24 protein-coding genes are annotated in these 24,708 nt (G+C 41.2%); 17 read left to right on the top strand and 7 right to left on the bottom strand.

The window, feature by feature from the left end; genetic code table 11:
- Positions 1-9: 9 nt before the first annotated feature.
- The 3 genes from ACYRY3_RS35265 to ACYRY3_RS35255 all read right to left on the bottom strand — a co-directional run bounded on the left by ACYRY3_RS35265 (position 10) and on the right by ACYRY3_RS35255 (position 4,332).
- Positions 10-630 (bottom strand): Uma2 family endonuclease, encoded by a 621-nt coding sequence (locus tag ACYRY3_RS35265; RefSeq protein ID WP_460206334.1) that lies wholly within the window; start codon positions 628-630, stop codon positions 10-12.
- Between the two features lie 243 nt (positions 631-873).
- A complete protein-coding gene (locus ACYRY3_RS35260; RefSeq protein WP_460206333.1) occupies positions 874-3,579 on the bottom strand; it encodes an NB-ARC domain-containing protein in 2,706 nt (901 codons plus the stop codon).
- A 9-nt stretch (positions 3,580-3,588) separates the two neighbouring features.
- Positions 3,589-4,332 (bottom strand): CHAT domain-containing protein, encoded by a 744-nt coding sequence (locus ACYRY3_RS35255; protein WP_460206332.1) that lies wholly within the window; start codon positions 4,330-4,332, stop codon positions 3,589-3,591.
- 177 nt (positions 4,333-4,509) lie between these two features.
- Between ACYRY3_RS35255 and ACYRY3_RS35250 the strand changes: the two genes are divergently transcribed.
- From ACYRY3_RS35250 to ACYRY3_RS35215, 8 genes are all read left to right on the top strand, one after another.
- Complete coding sequence (locus ACYRY3_RS35250; protein WP_460206331.1) at positions 4,510-4,884, top strand: STAS/SEC14 domain-containing protein; 375 nt, start codon at positions 4,510-4,512, stop codon at positions 4,882-4,884.
- Positions 4,877-5,302 carry an HNH endonuclease gene (locus ACYRY3_RS35245; RefSeq protein ID WP_460206330.1) on the top strand — a complete coding sequence of 142 codons (426 nt, stop codon included), beginning with the start codon at positions 4,877-4,879 and terminating at the stop codon, positions 5,300-5,302. Before ACYRY3_RS35250 ends, ACYRY3_RS35245 begins: the two co-directional genes overlap by 8 nt.
- Positions 5,303-5,459: 157 nt before the next feature.
- A complete protein-coding gene (locus ACYRY3_RS35240) occupies positions 5,460-6,323 on the top strand; it encodes a formylglycine-generating enzyme family protein (RefSeq protein ID WP_460206329.1) in 864 nt (287 codons plus the stop codon).
- Between the two features lie 110 nt (positions 6,324-6,433).
- The gene (gene csx7 / locus ACYRY3_RS35235; protein WP_460206391.1) at positions 6,434-7,273 is read left to right on the top strand and encodes a type III CRISPR-associated RAMP protein Csx7; all 840 of its coding nucleotides are present in this window, start codon (positions 6,434-6,436) and stop codon (positions 7,271-7,273) included.
- A 279-nt stretch (positions 7,274-7,552) separates the two neighbouring features.
- Positions 7,553-8,500, top strand: a complete 948-nt coding sequence (locus ACYRY3_RS35230) for an RAMP superfamily CRISPR-associated protein (RefSeq protein WP_460206328.1) — start codon at positions 7,553-7,555, stop codon at positions 8,498-8,500.
- Positions 8,497-8,925: a hypothetical protein gene (locus ACYRY3_RS35225; protein ID WP_460206326.1), complete on the top strand. Its 429-nt coding sequence runs from the start codon at positions 8,497-8,499 to the stop codon at positions 8,923-8,925. The genes ACYRY3_RS35230 and ACYRY3_RS35225 overlap by 4 nt, the downstream gene beginning before the upstream one ends.
- Positions 8,926-9,189: 264 nt before the next feature.
- Entirely contained in the window at positions 9,190-10,257 is a 1,068-nt protein-coding gene (locus tag ACYRY3_RS35220) for an RAMP superfamily CRISPR-associated protein (RefSeq protein ID WP_460206325.1), read from the top strand.
- Positions 10,258-10,875, top strand: coding sequence for a hypothetical protein (locus ACYRY3_RS35215; protein WP_460206324.1), 618 nt, complete (start codon positions 10,258-10,260; stop codon positions 10,873-10,875). It begins immediately after the preceding gene.
- Between the two features lie 173 nt (positions 10,876-11,048).
- Here ACYRY3_RS35215 and ACYRY3_RS35210 read toward each other — a convergent pair whose 3' ends face one another.
- On the bottom strand, positions 11,049-11,291 hold the full coding sequence (locus ACYRY3_RS35210; RefSeq protein WP_460206323.1) for a hypothetical protein: 243 nt from the start codon (positions 11,289-11,291) through the stop codon (positions 11,049-11,051).
- Between the two features lie 320 nt (positions 11,292-11,611).
- Here ACYRY3_RS35210 and ACYRY3_RS35205 point away from each other — a divergent pair, with 320 nt between their 5' ends.
- A complete protein-coding gene (locus ACYRY3_RS35205) occupies positions 11,612-11,866 on the top strand; it encodes a type II toxin -antitoxin system TacA 1-like antitoxin (protein ID WP_460206390.1) in 255 nt (84 codons plus the stop codon).
- Between the two features lie 300 nt (positions 11,867-12,166).
- Positions 12,167-12,643, top strand: coding sequence for a Panacea domain-containing protein (locus ACYRY3_RS35200; protein ID WP_460206322.1), 477 nt, complete (start codon positions 12,167-12,169; stop codon positions 12,641-12,643).
- Positions 12,644-13,303: 660 nt separating this feature from the next.
- Here ACYRY3_RS35200 and ACYRY3_RS35195 read toward each other — a convergent pair.
- Positions 13,304-14,350, bottom strand: a complete 1,047-nt coding sequence (locus ACYRY3_RS35195) for a hypothetical protein (RefSeq protein ID WP_460206321.1) — start codon at positions 14,348-14,350, stop codon at positions 13,304-13,306.
- 30 nt (positions 14,351-14,380) lie between these two features.
- Positions 14,381-15,205, bottom strand: a complete 825-nt coding sequence (locus tag ACYRY3_RS35190) for a hypothetical protein (RefSeq protein ID WP_460206320.1) — start codon at positions 15,203-15,205, stop codon at positions 14,381-14,383.
- 649 nt (positions 15,206-15,854) lie between these two features.
- On the opposite strand from ACYRY3_RS35190, the gene cas10 reads away from it, so the two are divergent.
- The 7 genes from cas10 to ACYRY3_RS35155 all read left to right on the top strand — a co-directional run bounded on the left by cas10 (position 15,855) and on the right by ACYRY3_RS35155 (position 23,721).
- Positions 15,855-18,197 (top strand): type III-A CRISPR-associated protein Cas10/Csm1, encoded by a 2,343-nt coding sequence (cas10, locus tag ACYRY3_RS35185; protein ID WP_460206319.1) that lies wholly within the window; start codon positions 15,855-15,857, stop codon positions 18,195-18,197.
- On the top strand, positions 18,166-18,630 hold the full coding sequence (csm2, locus tag ACYRY3_RS35180; protein WP_460206318.1) for a type III-A CRISPR-associated protein Csm2: 465 nt from the start codon (positions 18,166-18,168) through the stop codon (positions 18,628-18,630). The genes cas10 and csm2 overlap by 32 nt, the downstream gene beginning before the upstream one ends.
- A complete protein-coding gene (csm3, locus tag ACYRY3_RS35175; RefSeq protein ID WP_460206317.1) occupies positions 18,627-19,685 on the top strand; it encodes a type III-A CRISPR-associated RAMP protein Csm3 in 1,059 nt (352 codons plus the stop codon). The genes csm2 and csm3 overlap by 4 nt, the downstream gene beginning before the upstream one ends.
- A 2-nt stretch (positions 19,686-19,687) precedes the next feature.
- Complete coding sequence (gene csm4 / locus ACYRY3_RS35170) at positions 19,688-20,749, top strand: type III-A CRISPR-associated RAMP protein Csm4 (protein ID WP_460206315.1); 1,062 nt, start codon at positions 19,688-19,690, stop codon at positions 20,747-20,749.
- 4 nt (positions 20,750-20,753) lie between these two features.
- On the top strand, positions 20,754-22,052 hold the full coding sequence (gene csm5, locus ACYRY3_RS35165; RefSeq protein ID WP_460206313.1) for a type III-A CRISPR-associated RAMP protein Csm5: 1,299 nt from the start codon (positions 20,754-20,756) through the stop codon (positions 22,050-22,052).
- Positions 22,053-22,057: 5 nt separating this feature from the next.
- Positions 22,058-22,825, top strand: coding sequence for a CRISPR system precrRNA processing endoribonuclease RAMP protein Cas6 (cas6, locus tag ACYRY3_RS35160; protein WP_460206311.1), 768 nt, complete (start codon positions 22,058-22,060; stop codon positions 22,823-22,825).
- Positions 22,826-23,214: 389 nt separating this feature from the next.
- A complete protein-coding gene (locus tag ACYRY3_RS35155; protein WP_460206309.1) occupies positions 23,215-23,721 on the top strand; it encodes a hypothetical protein in 507 nt (168 codons plus the stop codon).
- Between the two features lie 141 nt (positions 23,722-23,862).
- On the opposite strand, the gene ACYRY3_RS35150 is transcribed toward ACYRY3_RS35155, so the two are convergent.
- The gene (locus ACYRY3_RS35150; protein ID WP_460206307.1) at positions 23,863-24,699 is read right to left on the bottom strand and encodes an Rpn family recombination-promoting nuclease/putative transposase; all 837 of its coding nucleotides are present in this window, start codon (positions 24,697-24,699) and stop codon (positions 23,863-23,865) included.
- Between the last annotated feature and the right edge of the window lie 9 nt (positions 24,700-24,708).

The following is a 24,708-nucleotide window of genomic DNA, read 5'->3' as shown; positions in this document are numbered from 1 at the left end:
ACAAATTTCCTAGAGGCTCGCTACCCGAAAAATCTCGTCAGCAGTCAAATTTAATTCAGGAAAAGTCGGTGAGATAATGCGATCGCTTTCTCTAAACTGACTAACTTGATACTCATCTTCAATCAACTGGTACACGGAGATAGTCGGTTGTTTTGGATTACCAATAAACTTACGCCCGCCTAGCGCGGCGTAATCCACAATCCAGTACTCAGGAATACCCATTTCCTCATAGTCAGCGAGCTTTTTGTGATAATCATCGCGCCAGTTGGTACTTATCACTTCAATCACTAAGGGGACTGATGCTGCGTCCGATACAGTTGACTCCTTTTTCCAGAGAGGTTCATTGACTAAATTAGGGCTGTTTAGTAGCAGCACATCTGGTGAGTAAGCTGATTCGCTCCCACTTGGTTTAACAAATGCTGTCTTAGGGATGAAGTAAGGAAGTTTTAAACGTTTATATTCCGCAACTATTTCTCCGACTAAAAATCCAATAACTTGTTCATGGTCTCCTGTCGGTGGTGGAATTTCAACGATTACTCCATCATGTAGTTCATAGCGTCGTTGCGGGTTCTCTGGATACCAAGCGATAAATTCATCGAAACTTACTCGTTTGGTTAAGGCTCGGGTCATTTGTCCTCCATGATTGAAAATTCAATGTGGTCATTTGTTTACGTCATTTTCCTCGCCCATCTGTTGCTGTGCTGTTGAGGTTCTCTCAAGCCCTATGGCTTGTTTGATGACTCGGAGTACATATAGTTATTCTCGGTTTTGCTGTTGGCATTTTTGGATGTACTTTATCGACATTTACCCACATTCTACTCGCCATGACAAATGTGACAGTTGTATTAATGTCACTCCCCACACAGTTGTCGTTCATTGACTCCAACGTGAAGTATCAATTTTTACTTTATTATGATTCTCAATATATAGAGAGCGAAGTTGAGGGGAGGTATCACTGTTATAATAAATAGACAGTTTTTCCGTTTGGCGAGACTCTCCCCCTTCCAAAGATGCTGCAATTTCGACAATTTTGACTTTTAGGAAAGTGCGATCGTTAGTAGAAGTTAAGACCTCAAAAGGAGCTGTTGTTGTTCCCGCTTCCACTTTCAGCGATGACGGTGAAACTGTAACAAGAGATGGCTCATTAGTGGTAAGAATAATAACGACGCCATCATCTGGTGCTGGGCTATCAAGAGTGACTACTCCCTGCACTGTTTTACCCCAGGGTATGCGTTTTTGTTCTAGCTTTATAGAGGTGATTTCTGGTTTTGGAAGGTTTTCGGATTCAATTGTCAGCGATGTTATTCTAGTTACTCCTTCATAGGTAGCTGCAATGTTAACAATGGAAGCATTTGGGGAGTCACTGCCATCAACAGACGTAAAGATTTCAAATAGAGCTTCTTTGTTCCCTGCTTCCACTTTCAGCGATGATGGTGAAACTTTGGCAAGAGATGGATTGCGGCTATTGAGATTGACTGTAACACCACCTTCTGGCGCAGGAGAGCTAAGAATGACTCTTCCCGTTACAGTTGTACCCCTAATGACACTGCTTTGATTGAGAGATATGGATTCGAGGGTAGGAGTTACCGTTGGGGTGGGAGTTTGAGTTGGAGTTTCGCTAGGAGTGATTGTTGGTGTGGGAGTTTGAGTTGGAGTTTCGCTAGGAGTTATGGTTGGGGTAGGAGTTTGAGTTGGAGTTGCGCTAGGAGTGATTGTTGGGGTGGGAGTTTGAGTTGGAGTTGCGCTAGGAGTGATTGTTGGGGTGGAAGTTTGAGTTGGAGTTGCGCTAGGAGTGATTGTTGGGGTGGAAGTTTGAGTTGGAGTTGCGCTAGGAGTTATGGTTGGGGTAGGAGTTTGAGTTGGAGTTGCGCTAGGAGTTACCGTTGGAGTGGGGTCTGAGGGTTGCGGCTTTGGGAAGAACCAGAAAATGAGGAACAGCAATCCCCCCAGTGCTAAAAGCAAAACAGCAATGCCACCTTTAAACAGCAGTGAACCACCCGAACTTGATGAACTACCATCTAATTCATGTTGTTCAGACTGAGGTGGTGAAGGTGGTTCCAAAAGAAATTTTAGATTGTGGCGAGTGGCTTCTGCTCCAACTTGGTCATTAAGAGATTCTCTAATACGAAGCGCCTGTGTTAAATAATCTTGTGCTTGTGTAACTTCATTAAGACAGAGAGAACGAGTTCCTAATTGATGTAAGGCAAAAGCTTCAACTGCTTGGTCTCCCATAACACGCGCCGCCTGAAGCAGATATTGCAGCACCATTTGCCACGTACCCCATTGCCCACTCAAGGCAAGTGTAGCTTCTATCCCTCTTCCCAGGCAAAGCACATCAGTCCACCGACCAATTTCGACAGCCCACTCCAGAACTTGGAGAATGGCATCGCATTCTTCCAATAAACGTTGTGGGGTTGTTTGTTGTTGAACCCAAGTTGTAAAGTACGTTGCAGCCTTCTCCAAAAAAGGTGTTAGGTTCCACTGTTGTTGTGTGTACTCAATTAAGTTGCTACTTAGGCTGTAACGCGAACCATCAACTTGCAATAAGTTGCGCCGTATTAACGTTTCTAGCACAAGCTTAACTTGTGGGATTTCAGTTAAACCTGCCAGCAATTCTAATCCCAAGGCGACACCACCCAAAGCAGCCAATACCGTTACAATTAACTTCTGTGGTTTTTGCAATGAAGCTAGGCGTTGTTCAACCCAGCCTAGAGTTGAGGTGGTGGATTGTATTCGCTCTTGCACTAGTGCTAGTGAAATATTGTCTTCTCTCACAAGTGCGACTGTTTGCAGGATTCGCAATGGATTCCCCTGTAAAGCAGTGCATAGCTTTTCAGCAACAAGGCGTTCTTCCGGGCTGAGACTGCGTCCAAGTTCTCTTGCTACAAGAGACACCGCATCATTTAAGTGCAGTCCCTGTAGTCCTACAGAATGTCCTTCCCCCCACAATTGGCGTTCTTTTGAAGTGAAAAGAAAAGTACAGTTAGGTAAGCTGTTAAGTAGATTTTCTACTTCTTCTCGATTGAGTTTTGCAACTTCTAATATAATGAGAACCCTTTTTTCTTGAAGAGCATGACGTATTTGAATATCTGTTGGTTTAAAAGGAACGCTACTTTCATAAAAAGCGTTGTAAAGAATTTGCAGCAAATCGGAAACTGGCTGGTAACGAGTAGAGTGATGGTAAACAATCCCATCGGAGAAAGCAGGAGTTATTGAGGGATGATGAGCTAGATGTCTCAGTAACACTGTCTTTCCTATCCCTGGGAAACCATAGAACTCTACTGGTTGGTCATAGGGCAGAGCATTCACTGCCACTTTAACTTCTTCCCGACGACCTAACAATAAGGGAAAAGAACGGGGAACTAAAAGGACAGGAAGAGAACGAAGTTGTGGAGATTGTTGCTGTTCCAAACGGGAGAAGTTGACGGTGCTTCCTGTAAGAGAGCCAATTTGAACTTGAAGGATGCCATTGCCAGTTGCTTGCTGACTTCTATTGTCAACAGACAAGGATTCTATCTGTCCAACATATCCAAACTGGATGGCATTGTTTCCAGCTGACTGCGAAATAGTACCCGTCATAATCTTGTTCTACCGATGAAAGTTCAAATTTCCAGCTTGTCCGATATGTCCAAATTGAATCGCGTTATCTCCAGCTTGTTGGTTAATATTTGGTAAAGCTGGTGTTTGCTGATTTTCCTGTCTTGATGGAACGTTTGTATTACCTAAATTAGATTCTTGGTGAGAATTTGCTGTTTCACTGCTTACAGGGGCTACGCTTTCCCTGCTTTTAAATACTGGGGTTTCCCACTCCGAAATTCCCTGTAGTGCGATCGCACTACAGCCAAATTTGTAAGCAAACTCATAGGATTTCCCTGCTCCCAGCGCATCATAAAACCCTTTAGCAAAATCAATTGCTGAGCGATCGCCAATGGTCTGAGTCATACCAACTACATAATTTATATGTTGGTGAATCGCGTCAGCTTGGGTTTCGGAATAGCAGGCATTCAAGAAGACACACTCAATTGTTTCCTTAAACAATTCAAATAATCCTGCTAGAGATTGCGTGCTTACCAATTGCACCAGCCCGGAGTTATTTTCTAAAGCTAAGCCATCACTCCCTACCCCATGTCCGGAAAAATGGACAATCTGTGGCTGGTAATCTAACAATGCCCGATACAAATCCTCAATACGGACTGCCCACCTGGTAATGAGTTCAAACTGTTCTATAGTTTTGGCACGTTCCAGCCCCGCTTGTATTTCGCGCACCTCCTCATCTAGACGGAGCTTGTTTGTGTTCTTTGGATTTGCTGATAGGATAAGGATTTTTTTCATTCTTGGCTTCTAAAAACTTTATCTACTTTTCCGTGTAGATACACAGATTTATGCAGGATTTTCTATTTTTTTACAAAACTTTATTAAAGGCTAATACGGGGATGCCTACTCAACACCAGGGCGAAAGTATCTTTGTTTATAATGGAAAAAATTCCGTAATATCCAAAGGATGCCCCTATGAGCCTCGAAGAACTCATCCAGGCAGCTAATCAACTGGACTCTTCAGATTTGGATCGGCTCCTCCAGCAGGTCGTCATCCTTCGCGCTCACCGCAAAGCAAACGTCCTTCCATTAGAAGAAGCTCAACTGCTCCATAAAATTAACCAAGGTATCGACCCAGAACTCCGCGCTCAGTATCAAACGCTTCGCGCAAAAAAAGAAGCCGAAACTCTCACGGACGCTGAATACAACACCCTGATCCAACTTAGCAATACTATCGAACAATTCGGTGCCCAGCGCCTCGAAGCCCTCGCCAACCTCGCTCAACTTCGTCAAGTCTCCCTGTCAGAACTCATGGAAAAACTAGGCATTCAACCTGTTACTTATGTCTAGTGAATATATTCCTGTAGCACTAAAGCAACAGGTCTTTGACCGCGCCGGCGGTTTGTGTGAATATTGCCGCAGTCAAGCGAAGTACGCAATCGATCCACTAGTTATTGACCACATTCAACCCGTTAGTCGGGGTGGTCAAACGATTGCAGAAAATCTTGCTCTATCCTGCCAAACTTGCAACAACTACAAGTACAACAAAACCGAAGCACCCGACCCAGCCACAGGACAGCTTGCTCCTCTTTTTCATCCTCGGCGAATGGAATGGAACCAACATTTCATTTGGAACGAAGATACAACTCAAATGCTCGGTATTACACCAATTGGACGGGCAACGGTTGCTCTACTCCAAACCAACCGTGAGGGTGTGATGAATATGCGTCGAGTCCTTGCCATTATGGATGAACACCCACCTGACTAGTCAGTTGGTGCAAGCCCAAAAAGCTTATCCCGATCCTAGGTAGGACTATGCCGCACACTAGGAGATGAATTGATTTCTTGGAAGTCCCTCAGTTAAATTATGATGGTTTTTGGTTGTGCTCCAGCCCATGCAAAGTAACTTAACCTAGAGATTGATAATGGAGTCAAGGTCGAAGCAAGTCGCTTATTTTTCCTTTGATGTCGTTACCGTTAATGGCAAAGGAGAAATTATTAACCAAGAACAGCGTCAAACTCAATACTTGACGGAAGACCTTGGTAATGGTGTTACCCTAGAGATGGTCGCTATCCCCGGCGGTACGTTCATCATGGGTGCGCCTGAAACTGAAGAAGCAAGTGATGACTGCGAACGACCCCAGCATCAAGTCACTGTTCCATCCTTTTTCATGGGTAAGTATCTTATTACCCAAGAACAATGGCGAGTTGTCGCTACTCTTCCACAAGTGAATTGCGAACTCGACCCCGAGCCATCTAGATTTAAAGAGAGCGATCGCCCGGTAGAAACAATATCATGGTATGAAGCTGTGGAATTTTGTGACAGACTATCAAAATACACCGGACGTACCTACCGTCTTCCCAGTGAGGCAGAGTGGGAATATGCTTGCCGTGGTGGTACAACGACTCCGTTCCACTTTGGTGAAACAATTACTACCGATTTAGTGAATTATAACGGTGTTAATACGTATGGTGATAGCCCTAAAGGAAAATATCGTGGAGAAACAACACCTGTGGGGAGTTTTGGGGTTGCTAATGCCTTTGGGTTGTACGATATGCACGGGTTACTCTGGGAATGGTGTGCCGACCACTGGTACGAAAACTATGAAGGAGCCCCCACAAATGGTAGCGCTTGGTTAAAATCAAGTGATAATAGTAGAGTGATACTGCGTGGTGGTTCTTGGGACTTTACCCCGTGGTTTTGTCGTGCCGCATTTCGCTTCCATCTTGAACCCGAGGACAAGGGCAACAATATTGGGTTTCGAGTTGTAAGCGAACCCCGTGCCTAAAGGCAGGGGCTTTGTAGTAGCCCTGAAGCGTCGGTGCTGAGAGAACAACACAAACGGTTCGAGCCTGACAAATGACAAATGACCAATGACCAATGACCAATGACCCAACTATGTTTGACACATTTAAAAATCGCTTAGAAATAACAGGAACACTCACCACCATTACAGCACTGCGGATAAGTGCGGGTCGTTCAACAGAACCCATAGGGTCAGACTTACCCGTTATCAAAGATGCATTGGGAAGACCATTCATTCCGGGGTCGAGTTTCAAAGGGGCATTACGGTCCCGTTTGGAAAGTTTTTTACGAGGCATTGATGAGAAATTCGCAGCTAACCCAGCGATTGAATCGGAATGGTCCATCACATCCAATGACATGAAAAAGCTGAAAGAAGACTATAAAAATGATATTGCTCTCACAGAAGCCATTCTCAAAAAGACCGATTTAGTCTCCCGGTTATTTGGTTCCCCTTGGGTAGCAAGTAAATTCCAAGTGCGAGATTTAACGGTCATACAAGAGGGTTGGTTTGGACAATATCAAGAACGGGATGGAGTTGCGATTGACAGAGACACGGAAACCGCAGCGGAAGGCAAACTGTATGATTACCAAGTTGTACCAGCCGGAACATCTTTTGAGTTTCGCGCTGTGGTAGAAAATGCCGAAAACTGGGAACTGGGTTTGTTAATGGTTGGTATCCACCAATTTGAAACCGAACAAATTCCTTTGGGTGGTGGACGGTCTCGCGGTTTGGGAGTGGTGAAACTAGACATTGAAGCAATGCAGTGGTTTGACACGGAAGACAACCCACAACAGTTACTCAACTACCTGCAAAAACTCGTCAAAGATGACAAAACAGCCTATGAAGACGCCAAACCTTACAAACAAAAATGGACGCAGGCGTTAATCGATCATCTCACAGACGAACTGTCCAGCCCGAAGATTACTTCTTAAACCGCAAAAATTAATGGGTTCGTAGTAGCGCTTTAGCGCATGCATCACAACGACAAACGTAGTATAAGCCCTTACCCAAACACCACATAACTCTTCTCTCCGTTTCCCCTACACTCACAGCAATCCTAAATCACGTGTAAAATCCTCTCTCCTCTCTTTTCTTTGCGCCCTTTGCGTCTTCGCGGTTCATAATTTTTACAACTCAAATTAGGACTGCTATCGTAAAGCGCATTCAAATCCATTACTCATCTACAAAACACACCCCACCAACCAAAAACCATGCACAAACGATTCGTCAACCATTGCACCATCGCCCTCAGTATACATCCCGACGGCCCGATATTAATTAAATCCGGTAAAGAGGGTGCTGACCCGACAAAACCAGATATGGAATTTGTGGAAACCTATCATGCAGGAGGACGTTCTATCTATTTACCCGGAAGTTCCCTCAAAGGTGCTATCCGCGCCCATGCTGAGAGAATTGTCAGAACAGTGGGAAAAACAACCCGTCCCAACAATCCCAAGGAAGTTTGGGCAAATGACCCTTTAAATGATGATTATAAATACCTAAGCGATCGCACTCCACCTGAAATTTACCATCTTTCTTCCTTCACCGACCAAATGTTTGGCAATACATACATAGCCAGCCGGGTGAGAGTAGAAGATGCTTACCCCGACAAATCCACAGCATTAAAAATTGAAGAACGTAACGGTGTGGCTATTGATAGAGTCTTTGGTTCTGTTGCGGTAGGACCATTTAACTATCAAGTGTGTACCGAAGGAGAATTTAACACCAAAATTCATCTCAAAAACTTTTCCTTAGCACAACTCGGTTTAATTGGTTTAGTGCTGCGGGATTTAAATGACGGTTGGTTTGGTTTGGGTTTTGCTAAGTCTCGCGGTATGGGATTGGTTGCAGCCAAGTTGAAATCAGCGGTTGTGCAATATCCCGGTTGCATTCTAGAAAATCAACAAATCGTCCAAATTGGAACCAAACAAAAATGGGATCGACAGCAATTATTGGGGGCTGGTGTTTTTCTCTCACAAGAGGAAGGCAAAGACTACGGTTTTCCTGAAAATGATACCCAAGAAACACCAGTAGCTGCTCAACCAATGGAGTTAGGTTTTGGTGTAGAAATGCGTTGGGAGGGTGAGGAACAAGTACGGGATTTGTTCAGAAGAACTGTGAAATCTTGGTGCAAATTGTTGGAGGTAAAAGCAGCATGAAACCTTTTGTAGGAGTTAAGCAAATCTCTTCCCAAGAGGAACTCAAACAACTGTTGGAAAAACCATCCGAACCAAGTTACTACTTTCTGCGTTGGGTGGATAAAGTGAGCGGGATTTCCTCTGAGTTAAATGAATTCAGCCCCGAAGGGCAAATGTTTAACAGCAAAATGGAATTGCGTTGGCAACAACGAGGTTTAGGCTATGAAGTGTTGCTTCTGAGTCAAGTTGAAACTGATGCAAAACTGGGATTTAAGCCTATTGGGAAAAGTTGGCAAATTGTTGACCGTGATGCCCATTTCTATCCGGAAACCGAAACGAGATTTCCCAAAGGTTTTTCTCATCAAGATATCAAAATTGCCCAACGCTACTTTATGGATAAGGATACAGCAACTGTACGTTTTGTAGCTCTCACTGTGAGTAAATAAATGGACGGAAATAAACCTGACTTTTCACGTCATGTGGAAAAGCTAAAAAGCGCAGCTAACCCCCCCAGCCCCCTTCCCTACAAGGGAAGGGAGAGAAATCAAAGCCTCTCTCCTTGTAGGGGAGAGGTTGGAGAGGGGTTTTCCAGATACCGTGAAAAGTCAGGGGAATAAACAGAACTGTTTACAAAATATAAATACCCTGAAAACCCTAACCAATGACAAATGACAAATAACAAATGACAACCCTTACCAACTTAAATAATTATGACTATTGATAAACCTATCCCAAGCCCGCGCAAGCCAACACCCAACAGACCCTTACCAGTTAACGATTCTGTCTCTAAACCTTATGAATTGGTTTCTCTGCCAGATGTCGCACCTCAACGCGCTGAACCTGCTGGGCAAAAACAATTTAGAAGCGATCGCATCAGTGGTAAAATTCCCCTACGATTAACAGTCAAAACCACAGCCTTTGTCGCCTCTGGGGTAGTGGCAATGGGCAGCGATATATCCAATCAAACCCGCAATATTCCTTTAATCAAAACCTCTGTCTTGCGAAACCAAGGACTGCTGATTCCTGGGAGTTCTTTAAAAGGAGTGGTGCGTTCCATTTATGAAGCAATCACGACGAGTTGCTTGTGCAAAACCACAGTAGACAGAACAAAAATTCCTGACGGATATGGTGAATGTCGAAACAAAAATAATCTGTGTCCTGCTTGTCAGGTATTTGGTGCAATGGGTTGGCAGGGATTGGTTCGCTTTCCCGATGCTGTGACGACGGAAAGGAAATCAAGTGTAGGATTTATACCCTCTTTGTACGCGCCTCGCCCCAAACGTGCAGCTTACTACTTAAGAAACGGTAAAGTCGCGGGAAGGAAGTTTTATTACCATACCATCAAAGCTGTTGACAAAGGTTCACAAAAAGGAATCGCAGTACAGCAGGCGGGAAGCGAGTTTATTTTTACGACTCAGTTACGTTTTATGAATTTGACTTTAGCTGAGTTGGGAACTTTATTGATTGTGTTGGGGCAAGATAAACCTAATAATACCATTGCCTTAAAGGTGGGAGGGGGTAAGCCCATTGGCATGGGGACTATGGTGGTGGAAAATATTCAAGAGTTAGAGTTACTGCAAAACCAGCAAGATTGGAAAAAACGCTATTGCAACTACGAACAAGAATTGCAAAGTTTGACGGGTAATAAATTGCAGGATTTTCTCAAACAAGCAATTGCCTCAGCACACAAAACCCTCGTGCGATCGCAACAAATGCAACAATTAAGAGAAGTCTTGCAATTTCCCACCGATAGAGAACCACCTGAAGGAATGTATTAAATGCTAGCAACAGAAACTCTCACAGAAGACCAATGGAAAACTGTTTATGCGATCGCGCAAATGCTATCAAACGAGCAGACAGATGTGAATGAAGTTGGCAAAATCATCGCCTATCTCAGGGCTTACGGTCATGTAGAGAATGGAGGTAAGAACTTTTTTCAATATCTAAGTATTTTAGTAAAAAATGGCAAATCTATAGGGCATAGTGGTAGAACATTTGACTTTTATCAAAGTATTGAGAAAGCCTGCAAGCAACATTTATTGAAGTACCAAAACGATGTCCCAGCCATGTTGCAAATATTAGGCTGGGTAGCGCGAATCATGCGGTATTACAAATCGGGAGGGTCAACGGATTTTGTTAAATTAGAGACAGAGGCAGCAAAGCCCAACACAATAACAAAAGTCCCATCTCAAGAATTTAAACTGGGTGATATTGTAGAAGCAGCGATCGCTAATAAAAAAAATGTGGAGGTAACATACAAGCTTTCCAATGCAATATCTTTAACACAAAAAGAGCATAAAAAAGTAAATTCTTTGTCTGTAGGGCAAGTGGTAAAAGTCAAAATTGTAGAAGTTCGAGACGATGGTAGACCGAAGAAGCTACTGTTAATGGATTAAATCCATTCAACTTAGACCTTTAAGGTCGTCCTTTGTCAAAAGTCATTCGTCATTTGTAAGGATTATAGCCATGCTGATATTCCTTAACAAAGCTGCTTTTCTTTCCGCCAACCTACTTAGTCCCTTGTCCTTCACCTTCCCCTAGCAGGCTGCTGCCAATCTGAAAAACGTGTTCAGCAGTCAAACTCAACTCTAGAAACTTTAGTAATTGATACAGTCAAAGCCTCTAAAGATAACTTTATCAAGTAGGCAAATTTTTCGTCCCCTCGCGGGGAAATGGTCATCACTGACTTCACAAGCATTTGCCAAATTTTGACGAAAATTCCACCTATGCGTTTCCGTCCCCTTGCGGGGAAAATGTCAGCACTGACGACAAAAACACAAACTTGTAAGGCTGTAGCCATTGTTGAAGACATACAGTTTCCGTCCCCTTACGGGGAGAAGGTGGTAACTGACAGGTTACGGATTGAAAGAGCGCGAACGTCAAGACAAGCGGTTTCCGTCCCCTTACGGGGAGAAGGTGGTAACTAACCCTATGTCTGGGAAACTTAGACGCTATTTACTTTTCGAGGTTCAGTTGCGCCTGAGTACGGATAAGGCAAGGTAATAAAAAATGCCCGTACCATAAATTCACAGAACGACTAGGAAAAATTTAGGACTAGACCCAATATAGTCGAAAAATTAGAAGACATCAAGTCAAAAAAATGCTGACTTTTCGTCTAATTCTTTTCAAAAGATTAAACAATATTTTGAAAATTATCAATCTGCTTTTTTAAAGTTAGAAAAGTCAATTAATTCTGTTCTAACTAAGGAAGAATTAAAAAATCGTGAAAATCTCATTAATAAGGAGATTTCTGAACTGGTTGATAATTCAGCAACACAATATAAGAATAATACTCTAGTTCTATCTGAAAGAGATTCTATGCGTTTTCTAGAGATTATGAACAATCCTCCAGAACCATCCGACGCTTTATTGTCTATTTTTAAGTAAAATTGTTAACTTGTAGAATTCATAACAAAATTGGGTCTTGGATCGTTAGTCCCTTAAATTGTACTGGACATACTCGTAGCAGTTTAAAAAGAATATTATTTAACTGCGGAGCAGACAAAGGAGATATCCAGCTTAATAACTATTTGAAGCAATACGCGTTCTTTACTAAAATGTGTGAATTCTGATTGCGGTATAATGTCTTGGTTTGTGTTACTCATAGTAGAAATCTCCATAGATAGACACGGGTAAAATACTTATTTACGCTCTATATGTTAGTAAATTCACTGGAGCATATAGTAATTGAAAAAAAAGGGGAGAGAAGATATGCTTACTTGTTTTGATATAGCACAATTCTTTATCCATCTTGCAAACTCGACTGGATCGTATATTAGTAACCTGAAACTGCAAAAGCTGGTTTATTACGCTCAAGCTTGGCATTTAGCCCTTTATAATGAACCTTTGTTTGAAGAAGACTTTGAGGCATGGGTTCATGGTCCCGTCATTCCCAAACTTTATGGAGAATATAAAAAATTTAGTTGGCGACCTATATTTCAGGAAGTACAACAACCTGAACTTAGTGAAAGCATCAGAAATTTTCTGAATGAAGTAGCTGAGGTTTATTTTGTTTGTGATGCTTATGAATTAGAGCTTATGACTCATCAAGAAGACCCTTGGTTGATAGCAAGAAAGTCTCTACCACCAGATGCTTCTTGTAATGAGGTTATTTCTAAAGAATCAATGAGGGAGTATTACAAAGCTCTTGCCGAAGAAGACTAATATTCGGAAAACTATCTGAAAAACGTGTTCAGCAGTCAAACTCAACTCTAGAAGGTTTAATAATTGATACGGTCAAAACCTCGAAAGATAACTGTATCAAGTAGGCAGTTTTTTCTTACCTTTGGGGGAAAAGATCGTAACTGACGCCCATTAACTCAGACCAGAACGGACGCAGGTATCAGAAAATCCAAAACCGTAGGAACGTCCCGCTAAAAAGCCATTGAAATAAGTAGCACCGCCAATAATAACTAGATAGGAGAGAGGGAAAATTTTTACTAGGCTATGTGAGCACATAAGCATGATTGCTATTTCGCGTGAAGAGCTTAGCCACAATCTTAATGTGTACTTTGTTATCGCAAAGGCTCTTTATCCTTTGCTTCTACCGTTTCATAGTTATGGGATTATAACGGTAGTACGGACTATCTCATCATCTCTATATCTGGAGATGTCGGGCACTCATGGGAGCATTACTGCTTTCGCTCGGCTCCTAGTCTCTGAACCTTGTCAAACCCTTGGATAAGAGAATATTTATCCTTATCCGCCATCTTGACCTTGGCTGCCGATTGTCTGTCCCTCAGATTTTCCGGCAATTCACCCGATTTTCATTTATCGCTTGCGCGATAAAGGGCCCGTTGAGCCATTCACTTAGAAATAACACTTTTAATCCGTAGGCAGTACAATCCCTCCTTTCCCTATAATTAAACCGTTAAATAGAGATTTGAAGTTCCCAGGCGTTGTTGAAAGAGAGTAATTTCTATAGGTGTTTAATATATCAACTTCCTCATCAGGCATAGTTAATCTTCTTCCATTATTATATGTATAAACAATTAATGGGATTTTTCTTCCCGTTGAGTTCAAAAATGCAATTACTTTCTTCAATTTTTCCAATGAATTAGCTGAGTTAATATATGAGTATATCATAAAATCACATTCCTGTTGGCTGGGAATTTCTACTTCATCATAAACTTTCCATTCATATATATTTTTGAAACCATTATCTTTTAATTCTTTTATAGCTATCCTATCATCACTTGTCTCTTCAGATTCAAAAGCCCAGACAATTTTTGTTTCTTTAATAGACTTTCTTAGTTCTAATATTTCGTATACTTCTTTATCTTTTTTTTGAAAATCTTCTTTTAGCCTAATGGTTTTCTCTAATTCTTTTTCCACATCTTCTTGAATTTTTTGAGCTTGCTCTTTTAAAGATCGTAATTCTTGAGATTGTTTATTTAATTCATCAATTTTAATTTTAACATCTTCATTCGTTTTTTTAAAATCTTCCTGTATTTGTTTGAAATCTTTATATTCTTTTCCAATGAGAATAGCGAAAATTGCTAACACTACAGATATGATTAATAAAGAATATTTGACTATTGTCTCTATTGAGTTTCGAGTTTCATCAAAAATATGTTTAATGGTATTAAAATGTTGTATGGAATGTTCTTTCCAAGCAAATTCTTTATTACATTCTGTATTAATTTTATCATTCAGCTTAGACACTTCATTAGAAATCTCTTGTCGAATACGTGCTTCAAAATCTTCTTGACTCAGAAGATTTTTACTTTCTATTGCTTTCATGATTTGAGGAGTACCTGTTAGTGACGTTTGAGTTAGTTGCAATTTTAAATTTTCCGAATAAACAGGTTTTACCTCCAATACAATAAGATAGAAAAATATTATGACAGAAGTTTGCAAAGCTCGAAACATATTAAATACTTACTATTCCTTTAAGTAAAACTATCCCTCATTTTTTTCAGCATAGGCGACGTAAGCAGAATCTGCAATAATTCCCATTAAACTTACTGGTGCATTTGCAGAAACATAGTAATAATCAACACGAGTTGCTAAATTATCAATTTCTATAAATCGACCCTTAACATAAATAACAAGAACAGTAGTCTTTTCCATCCAGTTTAATACCAAATCAATTTGTGCTTTAACGGTCTCCTCACGTTTGTTGGTTGCCTCATCTTTTGTAAGCCTAGTAAATTCTTGTCCTGAAAGGATGTTAGAATTTATTAAATCTAGTACAATAACATCGCCAATAGGTTTTTTGGGTTGTTTTCTTTGATTCCAAAATCTCACTTTTTGAAAACCCCTTTGTCGCAACAATTTGCAATCATTTGGTTCTGAATCTTGACTGGGCAGATAATAATCTATAACTGTTGAGTTAATAACCCGTTCTCTTTCTAAACTACGCTTGACACTTGCAACTTCTGATTTCACCAAATCGGCAATATGGTTATCAATCTCCTGGCGAATAACTTGACTTGCCACCTTTTTGGCATCCTCTAAATTTTTTCCAAATACGTAAGCTAAAAATCCACCCAAAAAGGCAAATACGACTAAGGTAAATTGCATTGCCCCAATAAATCTGTTGAAACTTTCACCTAATTGGGCATTCGTAGCTTTGAGAAATTCTAACTGGCTTTTCAGTAGTTCAATATCATTAAGATTTCTTGCAGGTGTTGGTATAGGTGAAGACGTTGGGGTAGGAGTAGGAGTTTGGGCAATCACTAGATCCCATAGGTGAGATAAATCAATTGAGGGCAGCCATTCCATAAGATACTTTTTAGAAATTATACAACTGTAGAAAGATGGTAAACCTAAGAAGGTAATATTAATGGATTAAGAAAATTTTCCCCCTTAAAAAACAATGGCGTTGCTTAATTGGAGTATGAGTTACTCTTTGTACTATGCGCTTTTGTTGCATTGGTGTGAGCTTTTCACACCGTCCTTGTCCAACACCGAAACAATCATAACAATCATAATATCTATGTCTGACATCTTGCACCTTCGAGTAGGAGGGGAAGTGCGGCATAGACCTACCTACGATCGGGATAAGCTTTTTAGCCTATGATTTTCCCTTGGGAGACGGTGGTGCAAGCTCCATAGTTAGATTGTGGCAATAGTCAATGTAGTAATTACCAGTATTATTGCTGATGTATAAAATGATTACAAGTGACAATCTTATATAGATAGTGAATAGTGTATGTGCCGATAAATGGGATGTGTTCCCAAACCTCTACTCAAGTTGATAAGGGCGTGATTACACTATTCACGTTAATGATAGCTTTATTAGCTTTCTGGAAAAAGGCAGGGAAGAAGGTAACCAGGTAATCTTGGCTTGGAAAAGCCCTCTTCCAGCCATGTGTAATAATTATGCACAACGTAGTCTCAAATCCTTAAACCAATAGAGTATCGATATTTCATGGCTCACTCAAATGATGCATATGATGCTGCCTTGCAAGTTATCCAACAAGCCGTTACCGTACTAGTAAAGTGGGCTGCTCCTGAGTTAGCCGAAAAGTTTTCAACCTCAAAAGAGAAGGAAGCTGTCAGGCAAGCGAAGACATTCTTTTCTTGGTCTGGAGATCGCAACCCGAAACCGCTACAACTGTTGTTTGACTTAGTAAAACTATCCCAAGGTCAAAATCAACGGTATTATTTGCAACCAACAGAAATTGCAGATCGTCATCCATCCATTCCCTATCCAAGAGCGGAAAAGCCAGTAACTAATGACTTCAGCAAACTGAAGCAAAAACTCCAAGAAGCATTGACTCAGCTGGAGAGTGACGACTGGAAAAACCTCTCTTTACTAACTTTAATTCTGGAAAAATTTGGCTCTTTTATAAGCTTTTACAAATCTGATGTTTCTTTTGTAGACATGGCGAAATCCACTGCTGCTATCGCTGCTGCCATTACTAACAATCAGGGTAACAAGAAACTAAGTTTAGTAGCAGGTGACTTATCAGGTATTCAAAATTTTATCTACACTATCTCTTCTAATGGTGCGCTCAAATCTCTCCGCGCACGTAGTTTCTATTTGGAATTAGTCACAGAAGAAGTCGTGCAGCAACTGCTTGAAGCATTAAAGCTTCCACGCACTAGCGTCATTTATACTGGCGGTGGTAAGTTTTATCTTTTAGCAGCTGAGGGTGTAAACCAGACTGTCGAGCAAGTATGCCAGCAGTTTAATGAATGGCTTTTAGGAGAGTTTCAAGGAAAAGTCTTTCTCTCTGCCGATTGTTTAACCTTTCCCATTGAAGAAATTGCAACTGTAAAATTTGCTAAGCATTGGTCAGATGTAACGCAAAAACTATCTCAGCTCAAATTTCGTAAATTTGCTAAACAAATTAACAATGTTATCAAACCGCGTGAGAGTCATGAACCGTGTCGTGTTTGTCATAGAGATGATGTAGAAATATTGAAACCACTCAACAATAAAGACCCAGATTCTGTAGATGCGTGTGAAACTTGCTGCAGGATGTTTGACTTGGGAAGACAGTTGTTGCGGGTGGAGGCAATTGTGCGATCGCAAAGGGAAAATACAGAACGTAAGCCACATACGCTGTCGTTTAAACTTCCTGCTACTGCACAACGTCCAGCTGTAAATGTTGATTACCATCTCTTTTCCACCTGGAAACCAATAGTTCTCGACTCTGATACAGTTCTGTTAGTAAATGACTGGACGGTAGAACATTATCAATTTCGCCATTTTCGTAAACCTGTTCCCTTGTTATTAGGTAACTATGCTCGGGAAAGTGAAGACGAACCAGGTAGTATCATGCGGGCTGAGGAGATAGCTAGAAAAGCTAAAGGTATTGCTAGAGTTGGTTATCTTCGGATGGATGTAGATAGGCTAGGGCGAATCTTTGCTCAGGGATTGAAGGAGAAAACTTTACCAAGAATATCTGGTCTTTCCCGAAAGATGAGTTATTTCTTCAAGGTGTACCTTAATAGTTTGGCAGAAAACCGCTTGGAAAACTTACCAAAGCAGAATGAAAAAATTAAAACCTTGACTCTAGAACCTCGACAAAATCTCTTGTTCATTTATGCAGGTGGTGATGATTTATTTATCAGTGGTGCTTGGAATGAAGTTGTAGAATTTGCCTTTGATGTCTACCAATGCTTCCGTGCTTATACAGGGTACAATCCAGACATTACTCTATCAGGTGGAATCAGCATAGCAGATCCTAAATTTCCCCTGTATCAAGCGGCTGAGGAATCAGGAGATGCTGAAGGCGCTGCTAAAGGAAACGGCAAAGACAGCCTAGGCTTATTTAATCAAGTTTTTAAGTGGGATGAATGGTTGGGAGCCGAAAACATTAAGGTGTCAAATATTGCAGTGTTAGATGAAGAGACAAAAAGGTATTTAGATTCCAATATAGAGCTTGACTTATTTGGTATTCTGCCTTTAGTAAAAAAACTGAACGAGCAACACATAGAAGTAAATTATGCTCGCAGTTTTATTCGTAATCTTTTGGATACTGCTCAAGTGCAAGACCAACTAATTAAGGAAATAGAAGATAAACGAAAACAACAGTATGAAAATCAACACAAAGATATTCGCTATTATCTGCATCTGCCTAAGATAGCATACACTCTGGCAAAGCTGCCAGAAAATGTCAGCAATAATAGCAATTTTTTGCCAATTCGTAGATCGTTAATGAATCCGTGTAACGCACCCTATTTTCGATCTGTTGCTACTTGGATTGAATTACTTAATCGCACAAAAAAATATGATACAACACAAACAAAACCAACCAGATAATGAAGAAGATATAGTTACAGTAATGTTTGAAAAGATTACTAACCTAGAGCCAGGATTAAAGAAATATAAAATTTGTGAGTTAGTAGAAGATACTGAAAAGCTTGGTAAGGAGCTTGTACGCCAACAACTCAAAACAAATCAAATACGCAAGTTCCTAGATGCTATTAATCGCCTCAAAGCTATCCTAGCTAAAGACGAAAATAAGAATTTTGATTCCATCAAAAACGAATTGATTTTCCTCCGTCCTAAGTTGGCTTATGCAGCAGCTAGACAACAAAAAGATAATAAAGATTTAGGATCAGTTGCTCCTTTCAAAAAAGTTTTAGACGCTGCAATTAAAAAAGTTAAAACTACAGATGATTTTGAGCGATTTGTTCAACTGGTTGAAGCAGTAATTGCCTATCATAAAGCAGCAGGAGGAAAAGACCAATGACTGAATTCACAAATTTTGAACAAAAACCATTATTGGGTAAGCTTCAAGTTAGCAGTACAATTCTCGTTAAAACTGGTATTCATATCGGAGGCGGCGGTGAAAGGTTAGATATTGGTGGACTCGATAAACCTGTTATTCGTAACCCTTTGACTCGCCATCCTTATCTACCAGGTTCATCTATAAAAGGTAAGATGCGCTCAATCCTAGAACGTTTATTGAATAAACCGTTAAATCGGCCAGGTGGTAGTGGTACTTTTCGTTATGAAAGTGATGATTTGGTGGAGGGATATACAGAAATAAAAGTAGATAATTCACCTATTTTGCTTCGTTTTGATGGTGCTAGAGACTGTCAACTTTCAAGAATTTTTGGTTCAACTGGTGTCAATTGCTGGATAAAAAGCGATGTAGTTAATCGTGAAAGATTAGAGCGAGTACCTAATGTCGAACAACGAATAGTTATAAGACCTAATAGTGACGAACATAGATTGGCACGCTTTGGGACACAAACTGAAGAAATTGAACCCAGAGAAATCCGAGAGCAACATATAAAGGTTAAAGGACGAAACGCACCAGCTCGTTTAATAGTGAGAGATTGTCATTTAACCGAGCAGTCAATTAAATTGCTGGAAAGAGTTGATACTGGTTTATACATGACTGAGTGGAAGTTTGAGAATGGTATTGACAGAGTAACAGCGGCAGCAAACCCTCGACAAGTAGAACGTGTGCCTGCGGGTACACAATTCCAGTTTGAATTGGTTTACACAGTAGAAGATGAAACTCAAGCCATAGAAGACTTGCAAAATATTTTTATCGCCCTTGCCATTCTAGAAGATGATGCCCTAGGCGGGCATGGTTCTAGAGGCTACGGCAAAGTGAGATTTCAGAACTTCGAGTTTTCCTATCGGGACTTAAATCAATACCGTCAGATTACCAGCACACCCCCAGGAACCTCGAATTTACAACCTATTGAACCCGTCCCCAACACCCAAGCACTCCTAGATAACTTCGGACGTTTGCGCGACGATATCCAACGGCGGTTACAACCTGGAAATTGACCATGAGTACCTGGAAATTAGTCAAACTCAACTTTGGACAATCCCCAGCCCATTTTGGAGAATTGGGAATTGGTATTGAAGAAACCAGCGAACGGGTGCGATCGGACACATTATTTAGTGCCTGGGTCAGTGCCTACGCTAGATTGTTTGGTAAGGATGGGGTTGAGGAATTGTTGCGGCAATTTCTTAACCCATCTCCCCCTGTGCGAATGAGTTCCACTTTCATCTATAGGGAAAAAGGGGAGAACAAAATCTATTATCTTCCCCGTCCCCTCAAATTTCCCACCAACTACCCTCAAGGCGATGACTTAGCATTTTTCAAAACCTACAAAAAGCTTCAGTACTTGCCTCTGGAAGTGTGGAAGCGATGGTATCAGGGAGGGGGATTTACAACGAGCGATCGCAAAGAGTTAATTGCCGAAACCGAAGGAAAATCCCAGGGACAGCTGCGAAACCTTGGAACATTTGACTACAAACAGACCTACAAAATAGGTCATCAACCTAAAGTTGCAGTAGACCGGGTTACCAGAGCAACCAACTTTTATCACACCGGCTTCGTACAATTCGAGACAGGAAATAGCCATTCTGGGCTGTACTTCTTGCTCTACTTTTCCCAAAATAATCCCCAGTTAGAAAACGACCTTCATGCGGCTTTAAAATTCCTGGGAGAAGAAGGATTGGGCGGAGAACGTTCCAGCGGTGCGGGGAGATTTGAAGTAGATTGGAAGGCATTACCTAAAACTTGGCAAGAAGTCGTTGATTTCTCCGACAAACCCGGTTATCACTGCTTAATGAGTCTATTTTGGGATGAAGGCTCCAACCTACAACAATTAATCGCAAACAACAGCAGCTATGAAATTCAAGAACGGGGTGGTTGGATTGCTTCTCCCTTCTCCGGTCGCCAAAAGCGCCGTAAATTTGTGCGGATGTTTGCTGAAGGTTCAGTTTTCTTGGGAACTCCCCAAGGAAAGCTTGTGGATGTCACCCCACAAGGCTTTAGTACACATTCCATCTACCGCAGTGGTATTAGTCTAAGTCTGCCCATTAAAGTACAGGAAGAATAAAGGTATGGTGGTTTCTCCTGAATCTGCTCTCAAGAAACCTGAAGTTTATGAATCAATAAAGATACAGTTGACCAGTCCCATTTTACATATTGGGTCAGCCGTATCTAAATTGAGTCCCTTTGAATACGTGCAGACAGCTAAAAAAGTTTATCTCCCCAATCAAGAAGCATTGGCAAAAGCATTGCAACAAAGGGGAGGAAAATTTCTTAATGACTACATTCAAGCAATTGAAGAGCGTCGATATATTAGCAAACTGTTACAAGATGCCTTTGGTGCAGAATGGTGGAACGTTACCGATGCACAAGGGGACGCTATTTTTCCTAAGGGCGCGATTTCTCAAAAACTCACAGATGAGACAATTAGCGATTTGCGTCCAATGATTCGCAATGGCATGGGACAATTATTCATTCCTGGTTCTTCCATTAAAGGAGCCATTAGAACTGCCATAGCTTATCATTTTTTCAAATACCCAGACCGTTATGGAGTCCCCCCAACAAAGCGGGTCAGTGAAATAGAGAAAACTTTAAGACAAAAGCTCGGAGAACTGAGTGATAAATATCGACAAAAATTTGTTGATGATAATTTGTTCATGGACAGTTTCTTTTCTGACTTTAATCTCAGTTATCAAAATAGAACTTTTTCAGGAAAAAGTCAGAATACAGATTTTTTGCGCTGTCTAAAAGTTACAGACTCTGAAGGGCTTGTGGAATCACAGATCGCAACTAAGAAAGGGAAAATACCTATCAATTTTCCTGTTGTCCCTGAGGTGATAGTTTCCAGCAAATTTCCAGATAACTTAGCCAAGTACAGAGCTTCTATCTATGCTGAAATGGTTCGCAACGTCCAAACAGAATTTACTCTCAGCTTAGACAAAGAAATGCTTTCATGGTTCCAGCACAAACAGGGAATGAAGCTACCATTCTCGACCCTCAATGAACTTTTGCAAATCTGTCAGGAGTTCACTCAAGAACAGTGGGACTACGAGCATGACTACTGGCAAGTAATTAAAAACAATTCTAGAGCATCAGGAAGAAATTTAGATTTCAATTACATTCGCGAATTCTACGAACCAGAAAAATGTCCTTATACTCTAAGGCTTGGTTGGGGAAGTGGAATGAATGGAACCACAATTGGTTTGTGCCTTGATGATGAAAAATTGAGAGAACAAATACGCGATATCTGTGGTTTAAAAGCCACCGGATTTAAAGCCCCAAAGTCCAGACGAACTGTCATGAATCCGAATGGCGAAATCAAATTTGTTCCAGGATGGGTAAAATTTAAAAATTTAGAAAAAAGTTTATAAATTTCATGCTAATTCGTTCTACTTGGACATTAAGCGTATCCCAACCCACAGCTTTACCCCGTTCCTACAGATTGGAACTTATGAAGCTGTTACATCAAAAGTTAGGGATAGAAACCGGAAGCGAGGAGATTCCCTCAACTTCTTTCTCAGGAATCCTCGGTTCCTACTCAACCTCTAAAGACTTCTTAACCTTCCATCCAGAGGAGTTTTACAAATTATCCTTGTGTGGATTGCAAGAAGGCACAGCAAAAGCTATTTCCTCCCTCCAACTCTCACAAACTCTAGAGTTTTTAGGAGCAACATTTAACGTTTGCGATCGCGAAGACACAATCACCAGCTACGAAGAACTCTACACAACTTTAGTAGCAAACGAGCCAGAACCAGTCAGGCAATTTGACCTGAAATTTCTCACCCCCACAGCCTTTGCTCAAGGTAAAACAAACTTACCCCTACCCGTACCCGCACTCATGTTCCGCAGTTGGGTAGAACGCTGGAATCATTTTGCTCCCGTCTACTTAGGAAGTGATGAATTAATTGCCTATCTTTCCAATGCCATTCTACTCAAGAACCATAAACTAGAAACACGAACTTTGCACCTACAAAAAGGTCATGTCAATGGCTTTATCGGCAAAGTGACATTACAAGTTTTCAACCGTGCAGACCCCTTGCTGGCAAATGTCGCCAATTTATTGGTTCATTATGCTCAATTTGCAGGTACGGGAATGAAAACCCGTTTAAGTATGGGACAAACACAAAGCAATTCAGAAAGTTAGAAAATTCACTATGCAAACAATTATCATGACTGTGGGGACTTCACTCCTTTCTAATCCAGATACGGATTCAGAAAATGTTTGCGACAGATAACCCCGCCCTATTGACCACCCTTCACTTACTCACTTAGTGGTGTACAAGTTGAATTACCCCCCTTAATCCCCCCTTATCAAGGGGGGAAGTCAGCAGATCTAATTCCCTCCTTATCAAGGGGGGAAGTCAGCAGATCTAATTCCCTCCTTATCAAGGGGGGAAGTCAGCAGATCTAATTCCCTCCCCTTTATAAGGGGAGGGTTAGGGAGGGGTATTATCAATGTGTTGCATCTTTTTTCAAATTGGTATTAATAAGCAAACTCTAACAATTGCTATCCTTTTGTACAGCAAATTTACTATGTCCAAAATTCTCCTAGTCACCGTTGGCGGTTCTTTCCAACCCATCGTCACCGCAATTCGCAGCTTGCAACCAAATCGCGTCATCTTCCTTTGTTCTGACGGTGACAATGGTAGCAAGTCCCAAGTCATCGGCGAGGGAACCCCTTGTGAAGTCCGGCGCGGAACCGAAGTTATCGAAAAATTACCAAATATCCCCACACAAGTCGGATTGGGAGAAAACTTTCAGCGCGATCGCGACCTCATCCTGATTCAAAATCCCGATAACCTATCAGAATGCTACCATCACGCCGCCGCCTGCATTCGCCATCTCCAACAGCAAAACCCTGAAGATGAAATCATAGCCGACTACACAGGCGGTACAAAAACCATGTCTGCGGCTTTAGTTTTAGCTACCTTTGATTGTCAAATTCCGTTATACATCACCATTGCTAACACCAGAGAAAACTTACTACCAGTCAAACGGGGAGAAATCACGCAAAAAGTAGATACCAATTTTAGAAGCTAGGTTTTGCTTGAAGTGGCTAAAGTGTCACTGACCCTAAACAGACGAAGGTTGCTACCAGTTATGAGTAAGTTTGAGACTTTACGCCGTACTTCAAGCCTCAAACTCGGTGCCACATACTAATCTCGTGTTTTATCAATCTACTCAAGCCGAATGAGTTTCCAACCAGTTGCTTAAATCACTTACACTAGCAAAATCCAACAGCGCTTCGCCCAACTCCTCTAGTTGGGTGACAGATAGTTGACCAATCGCTTGCTGTATCTCTGGTTCAATGACATTAAGGCGGCGTTTCAGCAAGCGTATAACCAATTCTAGCGCTTCTTTTTGTCTTCCTTTTTGCTCTCCCTTCTGTAGAATATCTTGATAAATCACAGACTCTTGCATAACTTCCTCCCTGAACAATTGTTGAATCACATCTTTCTCAAACCGCAAACCAGCTAAAACCTGCGTACAAGCCGAAATATTATTTCGCGTTGTGCTTTCTTCAATCATATCTACAGCAATAGCAACTTGCTCTAGTAAAGCCTTAGGTGTATCGCTTTTCGCCAAGGGTGCTAGTGGTAAGAGCGCAGGATTTGCTAGCAGTGGTGCAGGATTTTCTTCCCACATCCGAATGACGCGATATCTATGTCTGGTGTTCTCATCTACATACTCAGTTTGAAAAACGATATCTGAGGCAGTTGGTTGCAAGAAAATCACTACTTGCTGGATATTACACCAATATTTTCGTTTTAAGCGAGTATAGTAATCGAGCATCCGGAAATCCAATGGGGGAGTCGATTTTGCTTCAGTTTGAAACTCTATGTGTAAGATTTGGTTTGGAACTTGTAAGAACGTCACCGAATCAGCGCGAATTGGTTCGCTACTGAGTTCGGTTTTGAGTACCCTGATATCTAATAATGCATCCGATGAGAGTAACCATCTGGCAAATTCAGTAGGATAGTTTTCGGCAAGGTATTTACAGGTGTTGTCGTATGTCAATGTTCTCGC

The organism is Scytonema sp. NUACC21, assembly GCF_054684315.1.
The sequence above is the reverse complement of the archived record's forward strand: the minus strand, read 5'-3'. Positions and strand labels throughout refer to the sequence as shown.